The 17463-nt window shown below is 56.2% G+C and carries 11 protein-coding genes; all 11 read left to right on the top strand.

Going from position 1 to position 17463, the window contains the following annotated elements; all coding sequences use genetic code 11:
• The first annotated feature begins 31 nt into the window (after positions 1–31).
• The 11 genes from ACZ5FM_RS14220 (at position 32) to ACZ5FM_RS14170 (ending at position 17425) form a co-directional block, all read left to right on the top strand.
• Positions 32–5485, top strand: a complete 5454-nt coding sequence (locus tag ACZ5FM_RS14220; RefSeq protein WP_464039014.1) for an alpha-2-macroglobulin family protein — start codon at positions 32–34, stop codon at positions 5483–5485.
• 28 nt (positions 5486–5513) lie between these two features.
• The gene (pbpC, locus tag ACZ5FM_RS14215) at positions 5514–7592 is read left to right on the top strand and encodes a penicillin-binding protein 1C (RefSeq protein WP_464040475.1); all 2079 of its coding nucleotides are present in this window, start codon (positions 5514–5516) and stop codon (positions 7590–7592) included.
• Positions 7593–7809: 217 nt separating this feature from the next.
• A complete protein-coding gene (locus ACZ5FM_RS14210; protein ID WP_464039013.1) occupies positions 7810–9306 on the top strand; it encodes an acetyl-CoA hydrolase/transferase family protein in 1497 nt (498 codons plus the stop codon).
• Positions 9307–9433: 127 nt separating this feature from the next.
• Positions 9434–10756: an alpha/beta hydrolase gene (locus ACZ5FM_RS14205; RefSeq protein WP_464040474.1), complete on the top strand. Its 1323-nt coding sequence runs from the start codon at positions 9434–9436 to the stop codon at positions 10754–10756.
• Between the two features lie 134 nt (positions 10757–10890).
• On the top strand, positions 10891–11928 hold the full coding sequence (locus ACZ5FM_RS14200; protein ID WP_464039012.1) for a 4-hydroxyproline epimerase: 1038 nt from the start codon (positions 10891–10893) through the stop codon (positions 11926–11928).
• Positions 11929–12061: 133 nt separating this feature from the next.
• Positions 12062–13099, top strand: a complete 1038-nt coding sequence (gene pyrC / locus ACZ5FM_RS14195) for a dihydroorotase (RefSeq protein WP_464039011.1) — start codon at positions 12062–12064, stop codon at positions 13097–13099.
• Positions 13100–13155: 56 nt separating this feature from the next.
• Positions 13156–13854 (top strand): orotate phosphoribosyltransferase, encoded by a 699-nt coding sequence (locus tag ACZ5FM_RS14190; RefSeq protein WP_192491453.1) that lies wholly within the window; start codon positions 13156–13158, stop codon positions 13852–13854.
• Positions 13855–13941: 87 nt separating this feature from the next.
• Positions 13942–14868 carry a carbohydrate kinase family protein gene (locus ACZ5FM_RS14185; protein WP_464039010.1) on the top strand — a complete coding sequence of 309 codons (927 nt, stop codon included), beginning with the start codon at positions 13942–13944 and terminating at the stop codon, positions 14866–14868.
• Between the two features lie 236 nt (positions 14869–15104).
• A complete protein-coding gene (locus ACZ5FM_RS14180) occupies positions 15105–15782 on the top strand; it encodes a hypothetical protein (protein ID WP_464039009.1) in 678 nt (225 codons plus the stop codon).
• A gap of 117 nt (positions 15783–15899) precedes the next feature.
• Positions 15900–16490 (top strand): TetR/AcrR family transcriptional regulator, encoded by a 591-nt coding sequence (locus ACZ5FM_RS14175; RefSeq protein ID WP_464039008.1) that lies wholly within the window; start codon positions 15900–15902, stop codon positions 16488–16490.
• The gene (locus ACZ5FM_RS14170; RefSeq protein WP_464039007.1) at positions 16487–17425 is read left to right on the top strand and encodes a DMT family transporter; all 939 of its coding nucleotides are present in this window, start codon (positions 16487–16489) and stop codon (positions 17423–17425) included. The genes ACZ5FM_RS14175 and ACZ5FM_RS14170 overlap by 4 nt, the downstream gene beginning before the upstream one ends.
• Positions 17426–17463 lie beyond the last annotated feature (38 nt).

Raw genomic sequence — 17463 nt, 5'->3', positions numbered from 1 at the left:
CGAATATAAAAATCTGTCGGGGAGAGAACAGATGTCCTTGCGCGCCTTGCTTCGCGGTTCCTTCGTGGTTGCTGCAACGGTTTTTGCAACGCTGCCCTCCAATGCTCAACAGGCAGACCGTAAAATAGTCACCACGCAAAATGGCGATTATTTCGGTTTTGACCTGCGTACCGAGCAAAATGTTTCACTAGATGAGTGCAAGACGACGTGCCTTGATGACGCGTCCTGCAAGGCCTTCACCTATAATCCCAAGGTGCAATGGTGCTTCCTCAAATCGGACTTCAACCAGTTGAACGCTTTCCCGGGCGCTGTGGCTGGCAAAGTCGTGGAAGTGTCCAATGAACCGGATATCGGTGCGCCCAAGCGATTGTCCTTCATTTCCGACGATCTGGTTCAGGAGGCACGCCGCCTCAAGTCCAGCCTGACGGCGACGGACGAACAGGAGGCAATGGGTTTTGATGCCCTGCTTGGCAATGCCAATATGCAAAGCGGCGCGGGAAATATTCCGCAAGCGGTTGATTTCTTTAAGGCTGCCCTGTCACTGGAACCTGACAACGGCACGGTGTGGGCGCAATTTTCTGCGACCGCTGCCCGCGTCGATAACAATTATTCGATTGCCGGACAGGCTGCGTCTGCTGCGCTCAATGCCTATGAGCTGAGCCGTACCTCAAGTGCCAGAACCGACGCACTGGATGCGTTAGCGCGAGCATTTGAAAAAACGCAGAATTACCGTGCTGCCCTCAACACCTACAAGGCACGTCTTGCACTCGTCGATGATGGAGCCATTCGCGCTGCCTATGCCGACCTGCGCACCCGCCAAGGCTTCCGGGTTATCGGCAACACGGTTGATACTGACAGTGCATCGCCGCGTGCCTGCGTGCAGTTCTCCGAACCGCTGGTGAAAGCCGGTGTCGATTATGCGCCTTTTGTGACGCTGGATGGTACGTCGCCAAAGGCTATGGAAGCCAAGGGCAGCGAAATTTGCGTGGAAGGTCTGACCCATGGCCAGCGCTACAAACTTGCTTTGCGTGCCGGTTTGCCATCGTCCGTGGAAGAGCCGCTGGAAAAGCAGGTCGATCTCGACATTTACGTTCGTGACCGTTCGGCCTCGGTGCGTTTTACCGGTGACAATTTCGTATTGCCGGGCACTGCACGCCGTGGTGTGCCGCTGGTCTCCGTCAACATCGAAAGCGCATCTCTGAAACTCTACCGCGTCGGTGATCGCAACATTGCGCCATTGCTGGCCAATTCGCAGTTTCTCACACAGATGGATGGCTATAGTTCAGACCGTATCGAAAACGAAATCGGTGAATTGGTGTGGCAGGGCGATATCGTCATTCAGCCGGAGTTGAACAAGGATGTGGTTACCAGCTTCCCGGTGGATGAAGCGCTGCCTGAGCGTAAGCCTGGCATCTATGTTCTGACTGCCGTACCACCCGGCACTGCGCCGGAAAACTGGGATTCACGCGCAACGCAGTGGTTCCTTGTGTCTGATACCGGCATCACGACCTACGCCGGAACGGATGGGCTGAATGTCTTCGTGCGTGCACTCAGCACCGCCAAGCCATTGGAAGGCGTGGAACTGCAATTGCTGGCCAAGAACAACGAAGTTCTGGCGACCGCAACGAGTGATGCAGAAGGTCGCGCGACCTTTGCCGCGGGTCTGATCCGTGGAACGGCAGCACAGGCACCAGCAGTCATTACCGCCCGCAATGGCGACGGCGATTACGTTTTCCTTGATATGACGCGCGCCGGTTTTGATCTTTCCGATCGCGGTGTGACCGGACGTGCAGCCCCCGGCGCTATCGATGTGATGAGCTGGACGGAGCGCGGAATTTACCGCGCCGGTGAAACCGTCAATGCTGTTGCGCTTGCCCGTGACATTGAAGGTAACGCCATTGAAAATCTGCCGCTAACCTTCGTGTTCTCGCGCCCTGACGGCGTTGAGGATCGTCGCGTGGTCAGTGATGGCCGGGCGCTTGGCGGACATGCGCTGCAGTTTGAAACGCAGGCCACCGCAATGCGTGGCACCTGGACAATGAGGGTCTATACCGATCCAAAGGCGTCATCGCTCAGCGAAACATCGTTCTTGGTGGACGATTTTGTGCCTGATCGGACCGAGTTCGAGCTTTCCAGCTCGGTGAAGGAAATCGTGCCCGGTGCGGAAGCTAATGTTACTGTCGATGGTCGTTATCTTTACGGTGCGCCAGCCGCCGGTCTTGAGCTTGAAGGCGAATTGGCCCTCAAGCCGACCCGCAGCAGCGATGCTTTCCCCGGTTATTTCTTTGGTCTCGCTGACGAGGAAAGCCAGGAAGAAAGCCGCATGCCGCTGGAAGAACTTCCCGTGCTGGATGATGATGGCAAGGCGACCTTCCCGGTGACGTTGAGTGAAATTCCGTCGACCACGCAGCTTCTCAATGCCAATGTCATTGTGCGGATGCGTGAGGCTGGTGGCCGTGCTGTCGAGCGCAGCCTGACGTTGCCGGTCAAGTCTGAAGGTTCGATGATTGGTATCAAGCCAGAATTTTCCGGTGATCTTGCTGAGAATTCGGTTGGTCGTTTCCACATCATTGGCGTTTCGGCAGATGGTGCAAAACAGGCTATGAGCGGCCTGACATGGAAGCTGATCAAGGTTGAACGGAATTACCAGTGGTATCGTCAGGGTAATTCCTGGCGTTATGAGCCGGTCGTGTTTACCCGTCAGATGGAAACCGGAACGGTGTCCGTTGACGCCAATGGCGGGCAGATTTCCGTGCCTGTCAATTGGGGTCGTTACCGTCTGGAAGTGGAAACTGCCCAGAATGATGGCCCGACTTCCAGCGTTGAGTTTGATGCTGGCTGGTTCGTGGAGGCAAGCTCAACGGAAACGCCTGATGGCCTGGAAATAGCACTGGACAAGGAACGCTACACGGTTGGCGAAACTGCCAAGCTGCAGATTTCTTCCAAATTTGCCGGTGAGCTAATGGTCACTGCTGGTTCGGAAGCGTTGATTGCCGTCCAGAATGTCTCGATTGGAGAAAACGGCGGTGAAGTGGACATTCCTGTTACTAAGGACTGGGGTGCGGGTGCCTATGTGACCGCCACACTGTTCCGCCCTGGTGATGCGCAGGAAAGCCGCATGCCGATGCGTGCCATCGGAATCAAATGGCTGGCCGTTCACCCGGCTGAGCGCAAGCTGAATGTCTCGCTGACCCTGCCGGAAAAGACGCTACCCCGTCAGCCGCTGGAAATCCCCGTACAGGTGACGGGAGCCGGTGCTGATGAAGACGCCTATGTGATGGTTGCTGCTGTCGATGTCGGGATATTGAACCTGACACGTTACCAGCCGCCAAAGCCGGATGACTGGTATTTTGGCCAGCGCAGTCTGGGACTTGAAATCCGCGATATTTATGGACGATTGATTGACGGTTCGCTCGGCGCGACAGGCCGGTTGCGCACCGGTGGTGATGGCGGGCAGGTTGCCCTGCAGGGCAGCCCTCCGACCGAAAAGCTGGTGGCGTTTTTTGCCGGTCCGGTAAAACTGGATGGTGAAGGCAAGGCCGTTATCACCTTCGATATTCCGCAGTTTAACGGCACTGCCCGGGTTATGGCTGTTGCCTATTCCAAGACCGGGGTTGGACATGCGGTGTCTGACGTCGTCATTCGTGATCCGGTGGTGATTACCGCCAGTGCGCCAAAATTCCTGAGCCCCGGTGACGAGGCCCAGTTGCGGCTGGACATTGCCAATACTGATGGTCGCGCTGGCGACTACACACTGACGGTCTCCAGCAACACTGCTGCGACAGTGGGTGAAGGACTGGTGCAGCAGACCCTGACTTTGGCGACAGGTGGCAAAGCGGATCTGACCTTGCCGTTAACAGGCGAAATGCCCGGCAATGCCGAAGTGACGATACGGTTGGCGGATGCGACGGGTGCAGCTCTTGAACAGGAGTTGAACATTCCGGTGCGGCCAGCTGCCCTGCCGGTGACCACACGACGCAACATTCGTATTGCTCCCAATAGCAGCCTGACTGTGAACGGTGACCTGCTAGCTGACAGCATGCTGCTTGGTGCATCGGTTGCGGTCAATGTCAGCCGCTCGGCAGCATTCGATGTTCCGGCACTGGTGATGATGCTCGACAAATATCCGTACGGATGTGCCGAGCAAACGACCAGCCGTGCATTGCCGCTGCTCTATCTGTCTGAAATGACAAGCGACACTGCTCTTTCGCAAGACCCTGAGATCAAGAAGCGCGTACAGGATGCGATTTATCGCGTGCTGTCCTTCCAGTCGAGCTCGGGCAGTTTCGGCCTCTGGTCGCCCGGCTATGGTGACCTTTGGCTGGATGCGTACATCACCGACTTCCTGACCCGTGCACGTGAACAGTCCTATGAGGTTCCGGAGCAGGCGATGGTGCAGGCTTTGACCAACCTGCAAAACGGCCTGGCGATTGACAACAATGTTCGGGATCGTGGCAATGAAATCGCCTATGCACTTTATGTGCTGGCCCGCAACAAGAAGGCCGCGATCAACGACCTGCGCTACTTTGCAGATACGGCGCTTGGCGAATTCCCGACACCTCTGGCCAAGGCACAGATCGGTGCAGCACTTTCGCTTTATGGCGATAATAATCGCTCGCAATCGGTCTTTGCATCCTCACTTGGCATGGCGGCCAACTCTGCCAATGTCAGCCTTGCCCGTGCCGATTATGGTTCGGCACTGCGTGATGGTGCGGCCTCTCTGGCACTGGCGGCAGAAAGCCGTCCGGTGCCGCCTGTTGTGCCGCAACTGGCCAGCAGTGTTGCCAAAGAATGGGAAAACAAGACCTATACCAGCACGCAGGAACAGGCGTGGATGCTGCTGGCTGCACGCGCGCTTAAGGGCGAAGACAAGGACATTCGCCTTGATGTGAACGGCGAAATGTCGACCGGTGGATTTGGCAAACAGATGACGGGCGACGAGCTGCTGCACAAGCCGCTGACCATCTCGAATGCCTCTTCCGATCCAGTCACGGCAACGGTCACCACGGTTGCCGCGCCTGCCTCGCCGCTTGCGGCAGGTGGCGATGGGTTCACGATTTCCCGTGCCTATTATTCGCTTGATGGCGAAGAGGTAAACATTAGCGAGGCCGTGCAGAACGAACGTTATGTGGTGGTGCTGAATGTCACACCGCAGCATGACTGGCAGTCGCGCATTCTGATTACCGACCTGTTGCCAGCCGGTTTTGAAATCGACAATCCAAGCCTTGTGGATAGCGCGCAGCTTTCCAACTTCGAATGGATTGGCGAGGTCGAGGCAGCACACACCGAATTCCGCAGCGATCGTTTCGTGGCGGCTTTCGATCGCTCGGCCGGTGACAATTCGGAAATTTCACTGGCCTATGTGGTGCGTGCAGTCACACCCGGTACCTATGATCATCCGGCGGCAAATGTGGAAGACATGTATCGTCCGCAGTTCTCCGCCCGCACAGCAACCGGCCGCATGTCGGTGGTGAAGGCCGAATAAGGCTTTCGCCATGATGCGGTTCAAAAGCATGCGGTGGAAAAAGACAGTTATAGCGGTTGCCCTGGTCAGTATTCTGACCATCGGCGCCGCCTATACGCTGGATGCTCTTGATAAGGCCTATCCGCCGCCGCTTGATGCCGCGTTGAGCCGCTCATTCGAAGTGAAGGACGCAAATGGCCAGTTGCTGCGCGCCTTTGCCACGACTGACGGGCGCTGGCGGTTGAAGACGACGGCTAACGATGTTGACCCGCAGTTTTTGAAAATGCTGGTTGCTTATGAGGACCAGCGTTTCTGGCAACATGCCGGTATTGACCCATGGGCGTTGCTTCGGGCGGGCTGGCAGCTGGTCTCAAATGGGCGGATCGTCTCCGGTGCTTCCACACTGTCCATGCAGGTGGCCCGATTGATCGAACCGCGCACGGACCGCTCGTTTTCTGCGAAACTCTTGCAGGCAGCGCGCGCGGTACAGATCGAACGACGTCTGGGCAAGGCTGAAATCCTTGACCTCTACCTCAATCTTGCACCCTATGGCGGCAATCTTGAGGGGGTGCGTGCTGCAAGCCTCGCATGGTTTGGCAAGGAGCCGAAACGCCTCTCAACGGCAGAAGCTGCTTTGTTAGTGTCATTGCCGCAACTGCCTGAAAGGCGACGACCAGACCGTTTTCCTGAGGCAGCAAAGGCCGCCCGGGAGCGGGTGTTGTCGCGCCTTGCCGTTGCCGATGTGTTAGGCGATGGTGAAGCCGCCCGCGCATCGCTTTCAATGGTACCCTCACGACGAATGGAGCTGCCGGCCTTTGCACCGCATCTGGCGGAGGTTGCCAGACGGAAAGCGCCTGATGCCGGCGAAATCTCAACCACTTTGTCGCTGTCTGTTCAAAGAGAGCTGGAAGCGCTGGCAAAACGTGCAGCTGAAAAGCTCGGGCCCAAAGTCTCGGTGGCGATCGTGATGGCTGACAGCCGCACTGGAGACATTCTCGCGGAAATCGGTTCTTCCGATTATACCGACACGTCGCGACGCGGCTGGGTGGATATGACGCGGGCGGTGCGTTCGCCTGGCTCGACACTCAAGCCGTTTATCTACGGCCTTGCCTTTGAAGATGGCGTGGCAGCGCAGGAAACGCTGATTGAAGACCGGCCGTCCGATTTTTACGGCTATCGTCCGCGCAATTTTGACATGAGTTATCAGGGTGACGTCAGCATCCGCCAAGCATTACAGCTTTCTCTCAATGTGCCTGCGGTGAAATTGCTGGATGCGGTTAGCCCTGCTGCTCTGATGGTGCGTTTCCGAAGGGCGGGCGTGTCGTTGTCGCTGCCAGCAGGCGAGGCGCCGGGGCTTGCCATTGCGCTTGGTGGGGCCGGTGTTTCTTTGGTTGATCTGGTTCAGCTTTATGCCGCTCTTGCTAATCGTGGAGTGCCGGTCGCTCTCGGCGACGGAGTTCGATCGCAGCCCCAGGCGCAACAGACATCGACAATGCTGGATACGGTCGCGGTGTGGAATGTCAGCGATATACTGGCCAGTGTTCTGCCACCGCTTGGCATGAAGCAGCGCGGCATCGCTTACAAAACCGGAACCAGTTACGGTTATCGTGACGCGTGGTCGGTGGGGTATGACGGCCGCCACGTCATTGGCGTCTGGGTTGGCCGTGCCGATAACGGCGCTGTGCCGGGCATTGCGGGATATGCCTCTGCTGCCCCCATTCTGTTTGAAGCCTTTGAAAAATCTGGCGTGGCGATCACACCCTTGCCATCGGCACCCACAGGTGCGGTGCGGCTGGCCGCACAGGATCTGCCTGCTGCACAACGTCGTTTCAGTGTGACATCAAGCGGGCTTGTGACCGCTTCAACCCGTGAAGCTGCGCCGCATATCGTCTACCCACCCGAGGGGGCAAAGGTGGAACTGTCGGGGCAGGGCGGTGACATGTCGCCACTGGTTTTGAAGATGCAGGGTGGTCGGGCGCCGTTTCGCTGGCTGGCCAATGGCAAACCCATTCGCGACCTGTCGCGCAAGCGCACCAGCCAATGGCTGCCGGACGGTGCCGGTTATTCGACGCTGACTGTCATCGACGCGGATGGGCGTGCGTCCAGCGTGCGCGTCTTTGTAGATTAGCCCTGTCCGAAGTCTCGCATAACGTTATAGCGTGGTTTTAATGGCGTAGTTATTATCTGCGATCTTGCTTGTTTTTTGACATGGATCAGTTCTGAGTGGCTAAAACTATCCCATACTTATTGCCAAGTTGCGCTGGTGCGAACTAAGCGCGATGTCTGTTGCAGTGCAATATATTGTCGTCGTGACGATGACATAAGTGCGTTTTTAGGAGAGTTTCATGCTTCAGGATCGTATTCGCAACGCCAGCCTTCTCGACAGGGTGGTCAGTGCGGACGAGGCTGCTTTGCTCATCAAGGACGGCATGACCGTTGGTATGAGTGGCTTTACCCGTGCTGGCGAGGCCAAGGCCGTGCCGCTGGCACTGGCGGAACGGGCGAAGAAAAGCCCACTCTCCATTACGCTGATGACCGGTGCGTCGCTTGGCAATGATCTCGACAAGACCATGGTCGAAGCCCATATGCTGGCGCGGCGCATGCCTTTCCAGTCCGATCCGGCGCTGCGCAAGGCCATCAATGCCGGCGAGGTGATGTTCATCGATCAGCACCTGTCGGAAACCGTTGAGCAACTGCGTTCGGGCCAGATCCACGGCGTTGATGTTGCCATTATCGAGGCGGTGGCAATCACTTCCGAAGGTGGCATCGTGCCAACTACATCGGTTGGTAACTCGGCAAGTTTTGCCATTCTCGCGGACAAGATTATCGTTGAAATCAACTTCTCGCAGTCGGTCATTCTGGAAGGGCTGCATGACATTTTCATTCCCGCACGTCGGCCTACCCGCATGCCCATTCCGGTGGTGACGCCGGATAGCCGCGTTGGTCTGCCCTATATCCCGGTTCCGCCGGAAAAGATTGCCGCTATTGTGGTGACGGAAAAAGAAGACAGCTTCTCGACCGTTCTGCCACCGGATGACGATACCAAGGCGATTGCTTCCCACCTTTCGGACTTCCTGCTCAACGAGGTGAAGCAGGGTCGCATGGGCTATGAACTGCAGCCGCTGCAGGCCGGTATCGGTACGATTGCCAATGCGGTGATGCACGGTTTTATCGACACACCGTTCCATGACCTAAAAATGTATTCCGAGGTTCTGCAGGACTCGACCTTTGAATTGTTTGACAGTGGCAAGCTGACCTTTGCATCCGGTTCTTCAATCACCCTGTCGGGAGAGATGAACGAAAAGGTTATGCCGCGCCTGATGGACTATAAGTCCCGGTTAATCCTGCGTCCGCAGGAGGTCAGCAACCACCCGGAGGTTATTCGCCGTCTGGGGATTATTGGCATCAACACGGCACTGGAATTCGATATTTACGGCAATGTGAACTCCACCCATGTTGGCGGCACCAATATGATGAACGGCATTGGTGGTTCCGGGGACTTTGCCCGCAACGCGTACATGTCGATCTTTGTCACCAAGTCTATTGCCAAGAATGGTTCGATTTCCAGCGTTGTGCCGATGGTAAGTCATGTCGACCACACCGAACATGATGTGGATATTCTGGTGACGGAAGTGGGCATCGCTGACTTGCGTGGACTTGCGCCGCGTGAGCGTGCGCCGGTGATTATTCGCAACTGCGTGCATCCACTCTACCGCGACCAGTTGGCAGATTATTTTGAGCGGGCTGTAAAACGTGGGGGACATACACCGCATATCCTCGAAGAAGCATTCTCCTGGCACACGGCACTGCGGGAAAAGGGCACAATGTTGCCTTCTGCCTGATCACCAAAAATGCGGGATTGTAAAAAGCAATTCCGCTTCATTGGGCTTTGCTATAGAAGGGACCCGGCCGGATGCTGTTTTGACGAAGGCTCCATGGTTCGGGGAGAATGAATCTATGCCCTTTGGAATGCGCACAAAATGTGCGGCAGTGTTTATGGTATTTGCCGTGCTGACCGGCTGTGGTGGGCGTCCAATCGGCGTGATGACCCCAACCGGAACGACCGTACCGGGCACGTCTGAAGTCAATCTTCTCGTTGCGACGACCCGTGCTCCCTCTGATAATACCGCAATCCTGTTTGGCGGAGAGCGTGGCACCGGCCTCAAGATCGACGCTGTGACTGTCTCCATTCCACCTGAAGCCAATCGCAAGGTCGGGCAGGTGCAGTGGCCAAAGAAATTGCCACCCAACCCGCTCAAGGATTTTACCACGGTTTCTATTGAGCCGATCATCGGTGAGGCAGCCGGTTTTTCGTGGGTGAAGAAGCACCTTTCCAAGGACCGCCGCGTTTTGGTCTTCGTGCATGGTTTCAACAACCGCTACGAGGAATCGGTCTATCGTTTTGCACAGATCGTGCATGATTCCGGTACGGACGTGGTGCCAGTGGTGTTTACCTGGCCATCCCGCGCCAGCATCTTCGATTATAATTACGACAAGGAAAGCACCAACTATTCGCGCGACGCGTTGGAGGAAATGCTGACCCGACTTGCCAAGGACAAGTCTGTTGGTGAGATCACCGTGATGGCGCATTCGATGGGCACCTGGCTTGCGGTGGAATCGCTGCGGCAGATGGCCATTCGCAATGGCCGTGTGAATCCGAAGATAAAAAATGTCATTCTTGCCGCACCTGATTTGGATGTGGACGTATTCAGCCGACAGTACACAGCACTCGGCACGACGCCGCCGAAGTTCACGTTGTTCGTGTCGCAGGACGACCGGGCCTTGACCCTATCTCGCCGCATTTCCGGTAACGTCGATCGCCTTGGACAGATTGATCCAACCGTTGAACCCTATGCTTCACAGCTTGAAAAGGCCGGCATTACGGTTCTCGATCTCACCAAGCTGAAGTCAGGAGACAATCTCAATCACGGTAAATTTGCCGAAAGCCCCGAAGTGGTGCGGTTGATTGGCGACCGGTTGATTGCCGGACAGACAGTGACGGATTCTGATGTGGGCCTTGGTGAGGCAATTGGCGCCGTTGGAATTGGCGCAGCGCAAACCGTTGGCACCGCGGCCAGCGTGGTGGTCAGTGCTCCGATTGCTGTGTTTGATCCACGCACACGCGACAATTACGGTCAGCAGGTTGAACGCTTCGGTCGTTCGCTTGGCAACACCATTGGTTCGGTTGGGGATACGGCCGGTAGTGTGGTCAACGAGTCGGCATTGGGTTCGTCCGGTGTGAATTGCGATCTTTCCGTCAATCGCGATCGTGCTGTCTGTAATCGACGCTGATCTCCGAGAAACTGTTGCTGGCAAACAGAATTGTTCAATATACAAACTGCATGCAGTTGAGTATTGCTTAAGACTAGGTCGCGTCATGGGAATGGCGGCATTGTTCGCCGTGGTTGATTTTCGGAGAGAATATCATGCGTTGGAAACGCACACTTCAGCTTCTCGATGTGCATTGTGAAGGCGAAATCGGTCGCGTCGTCGTTGGTGGCGCGCCGAAAATCCCTGGCAACACCATTGCTGAACAGCTTCACTGGATGAATACCGATCCGAAAGGTACCGAGCTTCGGCGCTTCCTAACGCTTGAACCGCGTGGCACGCCAATGGGCTCGGTCAATCTGTTGCTGCCGCCGAAACATCCGGACGCCCATGCGGCCTTCGTGATCCTGCAGCCGGATCAGGCTCATGCTAGTTCCGGGTCGAACTCCATCTGCGCCACAACGGCACTGCTGGAAAGCGGCATGGTGGAAATGAAAGAGCCGGAAACGGTGATCATTCTTGAAACGGCTGCTGGCCTCGTCAAGGCAACAGCCACCTGCCGCGACGGGCGCTGTGAAAAGGTTAAGCTGACCATGGTGCCGTCTTTTGTTCACGAGCTAGATGTCAGCATCGACACGGCGGAGTGGGGCCCGGTGACGATGGATATCGCTTATGGCGGCATTTTTTACGCGCTGGTGGATGTGCGGCAGATCGGCTTGACCATCGACAAGGCCAATGCAGCCAAGCTAGTGGCGGCGGGCATGGTGCTGAAAGACATCGTCAACCGTTCGGTGCCGGTTGTTCATCCCGAAATTCCGGCGATCTCAGGTGTTGCCTATGTGATGTTCCGCGATGTCGATGCGGATGGCTCCATCCGCACCTGCACCACCATGTGGCCGGGGCGTGCTGACCGTTCGCCATGCGGAACCGGCAACTCGGCCAATCTCGCGACGCTTTATGCGCGCGGCAAGGTCAAACTCGGTGACGAATACACATCGCGTTCCATCATTGGTTCGGAATTCGAGGTTGGACTTTCCGCCCTCACTGAAGTTGCCGGTCGCCCGGCTGTCATCCCGACCATTGCCGGTCGTGGATTTACATTTGGCCTGCACCAAGTGGGTGTGGACCCGTTTGATCCGCTGGCGGACGGTTTTGCGATGACCGATGTCTGGGGACCAGAGGCAGGCGGTATCTAGCGCCGGTCTCAGATCGGTCCTTCCAGCTGAAAAAATGCATTTACAGCCGTTGAAACCTGTTCAGCGGCTGTATCCCCGGTGCAAAAGATGTTAAGCGGTTGCCGCATTCCATACAGCACCCGAGGTCCGCACGATGAATTCGATCACCCTTCGCCGCCCTGATGACTGGCACCTGCATTTGCGCGATGGCGCCATGCTTGAAGGCGTGATCGGGGATACGTCGAAGGATTTCGCTCGTGCGATCATCATGCCGAACCTCGTGCCGCCTGTTGTCACGACCGAGGATGCGCAGGCCTATAAGGACCGCATCGTCAAGGCTATACCGGCTGGCCATAAGTTCCAGCCGCTGATGACGCTTTATCTGACCGAACACACCGAAGCGGATGATGTTGAAGCCGGTAAAAACAGCGGCCTGATCACCGCCGTGAAGCTTTATCCCGCCGGTGCCACCACAAATTCCCACGGCGGCGTGCGTGACATGGACAAGGCCATGCCTGTTCTGGAGCGTATGGCCAAGATCGGTCTGCCGCTTTGCGTGCATGGTGAAGTGACAACGCCTGAGGTCGATATTTTCGACCGCGAGGCCGTGTTTATCGAAACGGTTCTCGAACCGCTGCGCAAGCGTTTGCCAGAGCTGAAAGTGACGATGGAACATGTCACCACAAAAGATGGCGTGGATTACATCAAATCCTCCAAGGCCAATCTCGCCGGTTCGATCACCACGCACCACCTGATCATCAACCGCAACGCCATTCTGGTCGGCGGTATCAAGCCGCATTATTATTGCCTGCCGGTTGCCAAGCGTGAAGAACACCGTCTTGCGCTGCGCGCTGCGGCAACATCCGGCGACGCACGTTTCTTCCTCGGCACGGATTCCGCACCGCATATCGATCCGTTGAAGGAATGCGCCTGTGGTTGCGCCGGCGTCTACACCTCGATCAACACGATGAGCTGCCTTGCGCATGTGTTTGAACAGGACAATGCACTCGATAAGCTAGAGGCCTTCACGTCTCTCAACGGTCCGGCATGGTATGGCCTTGCCCCGAATGATGAGACGATCACGTTGGTAAAACGTGATGAGCCTGTCGCCTTCCCAACCAAGCGGGAAACCGGTGCCGGCATCGTGACGGTGTTTGACCCGATGTTCCCATTGCATTGGGATGTGGCCTGAGCCGCAACACCCATTTACTCAATTTTGAAAAGCCAAAGACGCCGAAGGAGAGCCAGATGATCCATGCCAACTTTACAGATCGCGCCGTCATGGCAGAAATCGTCGCCAAAATGCTCTGGGAAATCAAGGCTGTGCATTTTTCTGCTGACCAGCCGTACAAGTTCGCGTCCGGCATGGCGAGCCCTGTTTACATCGACATGCGCAAGCTGATTTCCTATCCGCGCATTCGCTCAACGGCGATGGATTTTGCCGCGGCAACTGTGATGCGCGACGCAGGTTTTGAAAAGTTCGACTGTGTTGCCGGTGGTGAAACGGCTGGCATTCCCTTTGCCGCTTTCCTGTCCGAGCGTCTTTCGCTGCCAATGATTTACTGCCGCAAGAAGCCAAAGGGCCATGGCCGTAATGCGCAGATCGAGGGCAACATGCCTGAAGGTTCGCGTGTTCTGGTCATTGAAGACCTGACGACAGCCGGTGGTTCGATGTTTACCTTCATTGATGCAATCCGTGCGGCCGGTGGCATCGTTGATCATGGCATTGCGCTTTTTTATTACGGCATTTTCCCGGAAGCGGAACAGCGTTTTGCAGCCGGTAATGTCAAGCTGCACTACATCGCCACATGGCGTGATGTGCTGGCCGTTGCCAAGGCTGACAAGCTGTTCGATGACAATACTTTGGCTGAGGTAGAAGCGTTTCTGGATGCGCCGCTGGCCTGGTCTGGCCGCAACGGTGGTGTCAGCGAATTGCCAACGTCCTGATCTGGTTTTTCTGCGTAACATCGGTTAAATCGATTTAAAGCGCAAAGAATTTTCAGATTCATTTTTTATATGGGTGAGGAGGACCGAATGATCCTGTGCTGCGGCGAAGCTTTGATCGACATGCTGCCACGTCAAACGACGCAAGGGGAGGCAGGTTATGCCCCTTATGCAGGTGGTGCAGTGTTCAATACGGCCATCGCGCTTGGAAGGCTTGGTGTTGCCTCCGGCTTTTTCTGTGGCATTGCCAAGGACATGCTGGGTGACGTGCTGATTGAAAGCCTCAAGGCCGCCAATGTCGATTACAGCTTTTGTGCACTTTCGGATCGTCCGTCCACCGTTGCCTTTGTGAAGCTGGTCAATGGCCATGCGACTTACGCCTTCTATGATGAGGGCACGGCACTCAGAATGTTGTCGCAGGATGACTTACCGGCGCTGGGCGATGACTGCGAGGCCATGCATTTTGGTGCGATCAGCCTTATTCCCGAACCATGCGGCAGCACCTATGAAGCGCTGATGCAGCGTGAACATGCCGCCCGCGTCATCTCGCTCGACCCGAATATCCGTCCGGGATTCATCAAGGACAAGGAAAAACACCTGGCCCGCATTACCCGCATGGCTGCGATGTCGGATATCCTGAAATTTTCTGATGAAGATCTGGAATGGTTCGGTCTGGATGGCGATCTCGACGCCATGGCCACGCATTGGCTGAAGGATGGCACCAAACTGGTGGTGGTGACCAAGGGTGCTGAAGGCGCTGTCGGTTACACCCGGGATCGCAAGGTGTTCGTGCCAAGCCAGAAGGTTGAGGTTGTCGACACGGTCGGTGCTGGTGATACATTTGATGCTGGTATTTTGGCCTCGCTCAAGTTGCAGGGACTGCTGACCAAGGCGCAGGTTGCAACGCTCAGCGAGGAGGCGATTACCAAAGCGTTGGCGCTCGGCTCCAAGGCTGCCGCTGTCACCGTTTCCCGCGCGGGCGCAAACCCGCCATGGGCCAAAGAAATAGGCCTTTAAAACGAGCGTTTGATGCGTTTTGCAATGTGCAGTGTGCCTCCGGATGACTGCCTGGGGCACACAGCACATATGTGTGTTCTACAGTTAGGGTTGCCCGGACACAGGGTAGATTGGGGGAGAAATTTGTGTCAGTGGCAGGTGCCGGTTTTGGTCGGTTGATGATCTTTCTGGTCGTGTTTTTCCTGCTTTTGTCGCGCCGTAGCGTCGGGCAAAAAGCGTGAGGGCCGTTCCTTCTGTTGAATGCCAGCACTGCACTGACCTTTCTCGCTTTCTTTTATGCTCTGAAGTTGATTGAACCGGCGATTGTCGGTGCGGTGGAAATTGGTGTCGGTCCTGTTCTGGCTGTGATCATCACCTTCGCTCGTACCGGTCAGAAACCGTCGGTTCAGCGCATTGCGGTCTGCGCGGGTGTGCTAGCTGGATGTGGTGTTCTCGCGCTTGCTGCGGTGAAGGGCAGTGGTTTTGCTTCCATTGGTGAGAATGCCTGGCTTGGTCTGCTTGCAAGTGTGGCCGCCGGTATCGGTGCTGTGCTCATCACTATGGCTTCCAAGGCGCTTCTTAATCGCGGCTGGAAATTCGAGTCGGTGCTGGCGCATCGGTTTTATCTCATCATCCCAATTTCGTTTGTCATGACACTGGGCTCAGGCCTGCCAGCAATTGAATGGTCCGTCTATCTGCTTGCTGCTCTGCTTGCCGTGACAGTGATCGGGGTGCTGGCACCGCTTTATCTTTTGCAGGTCGGTATTGGACGTTGTGATGCCTATACCGTGATGGTGACGATGGCAGCGCTGCCCGTTTTGACCTTCATCATTGAAGGTTTCTCGCCGCTCTATGCCTGGTCGTGGCTGACGGCGGTCGGAATTGGTGCGGTCACCCTGTTTCTGTTGATCGATGTAATAGCCAAACGTTCCTGACGAATGCCTTGTTTTGAGGGGGCGGCGGTGTGCAGGCGATAGTTGACCGCAACCGCAGCAGACTTGACGTTTCTTCAGTCAGTAGGTAGACCGATCTAACTACTGATGAGGTGACCGATGAGCGATGCGCAGATAACCGTGCCGGAAAGTGCGCGTGACCGTCTTTTGCGGGCGGCAGCGGTGCTGTTTTATGAAAACGGCATTGCTGGAACCGGCATTGACGCTATTGTGGAGCGGGCCGGCGTTGCCAAGAAAAGCCTCTACAACAATTTTGCCTCCAAGGCCGATCTGGTAAACCAGTATCTGCAGGTTCGCCATGCCGAATGGCTTGCCCTGTACGATAAGCGGTTGGCCAAGGTGCATTCGCCCAAAGACCGGATCCTGGCGGTGTTCGATGCCTATCAGGATCATGCCGAATATGCCTATGAACGTGGATTTCGTGGATGTGGCCTGCTGAATGCGGCGGCTGAACTGACAGTTGGTGACATCGGAAGGCAGGCGGTGCGTGTTCACAAGGAAGAAGTGGAGCGCATTCTTGCCGATCATGTCAGTGATCTGATCGGTGGTGATGGGTCACGTTCAATCAAAATTGCAAGACAACTGGCGTTCCTTCTTGAGGGCGCAATTACCCGTGCCGGGCTGGAAGGCAACAGCGGGCTGGTAATTGAAGCGCGTGCCATGGCATCGGACCTGTTGGAGACATTATGAATACTGCGCCAAAAGATTTCAGGATTGGTGTGGCGGCCGTTCTATTCGCTTCCGTCGTCTGGGGTACGACCGGTACGGCGGCAACGTTCGCCCCAGAGGTTAGCGCTGCTGCAATTGGTGCTGCCGCCATGGGGATTGGCGGGCTGTTACAGGCCGCGATTGCTACCAAAAGTATCCGTCGCTCCATTCCCGATCTGGCTTTGCACTGGCGCAAGCTGTTCCTCGGTGGGCTGGCGGTGGCTCTTTATCCGCTGGCTTTTTACGGATCGATGCGTTTGGCCGGAGTTACGATTGGCACGGTGGTTACTCTTGGCTCGGCGCCACTACTGTCTGCCGTGATAGAAAATCTCTTCGATGGGGCGCGCTTGTCGAAACGCTGGTTGGGCGGTGCGCTGCTCGGCCTTGCCGGCATGTTGCTGCTTTGCGTAGCAGAAAGTTCCTCCACCGAAATCTTCACCGGTGGTCATTCGACAATTGCCGGGATTGGATTGGGTCTGGTCGGTGGCCTGACCTATGCGCTTTATTCGTGGACGGCGCGCGGGTTGATGTTGCAGGGCATTCGGTCATCCGCAGCCATGGGTGCGACCTTTGGTATTGGTGGCGTACTGCTAATGCCAGTGCTGATTATGACCGGTGGACCGTTTCTCGCCTCTTGGAACAATGCGGCGGTCGGCATCTATATGGCGATGGTGCCGATGTTCCTGGGTTACATCTGCTTTGGTATAGGGCTGGCGCGCATTCCTGCTAGCATGGCGACGACGATAACACTTATCGAGCCGGTGATTGCGGCAATGCTTGCAGTTGCAATCATTGGCGAACGGTTGCCTATGTTGGGTTGGGTTGGGGTCGTCCTGATCATCTGCTGCCTTGTTGTCATTACGGTACCGATGAAGTTCATTCTGCGTCGACAAAGCTCACTATCTGGGCAATCGTGACAATCAGTAAGGCGGTTGTGCCGGCGCTACCGCCAAAG

This window comes from Agrobacterium sp. 5Ca50 (assembly GCF_055381905.1).
This window is presented reverse-complemented; position numbering and strand designations above follow the sequence as displayed.

Excerpts from the sequence above, each read along its gene's own strand:
- pyrC (WP_464039011.1), top strand. The coding sequence starts at position 12,062 with ATGAATTCGATCACCCTTCGCCGCCCTGATGACTGGCACCTGCATTTG.
- ACZ5FM_RS14175 (WP_464039008.1), top strand. The coding sequence starts at position 15,900 with ATGAGCGATGCGCAGATAACCGTGCCGGAAAGTGCGCGTGACCGTCTT.
- pbpC (WP_464040475.1), top strand. The coding sequence starts at position 5,514 with ATGCGGTGGAAAAAGACAGTTATAGCGGTTGCCCTGGTCAGTATTCTG.
- ACZ5FM_RS14210 (WP_464039013.1), top strand. The coding sequence starts at position 7,810 with ATGCTTCAGGATCGTATTCGCAACGCCAGCCTTCTCGACAGGGTGGTC.
- ACZ5FM_RS14190 (WP_192491453.1), top strand. The coding sequence starts at position 13,156 with ATGATCCATGCCAACTTTACAGATCGCGCCGTCATGGCAGAAATCGTC.
- ACZ5FM_RS14220 (WP_464039014.1), top strand. The coding sequence starts at position 32 with ATGTCCTTGCGCGCCTTGCTTCGCGGTTCCTTCGTGGTTGCTGCAACG.
- ACZ5FM_RS14200 (WP_464039012.1), top strand. The coding sequence starts at position 10,891 with ATGCGTTGGAAACGCACACTTCAGCTTCTCGATGTGCATTGTGAAGGC.
- ACZ5FM_RS14170 (WP_464039007.1), top strand. The coding sequence starts at position 16,487 with ATGAATACTGCGCCAAAAGATTTCAGGATTGGTGTGGCGGCCGTTCTA.
- ACZ5FM_RS14185 (WP_464039010.1), top strand. The coding sequence starts at position 13,942 with ATGATCCTGTGCTGCGGCGAAGCTTTGATCGACATGCTGCCACGTCAA.
- ACZ5FM_RS14205 (WP_464040474.1), top strand. The coding sequence starts at position 9,434 with ATGCGCACAAAATGTGCGGCAGTGTTTATGGTATTTGCCGTGCTGACC.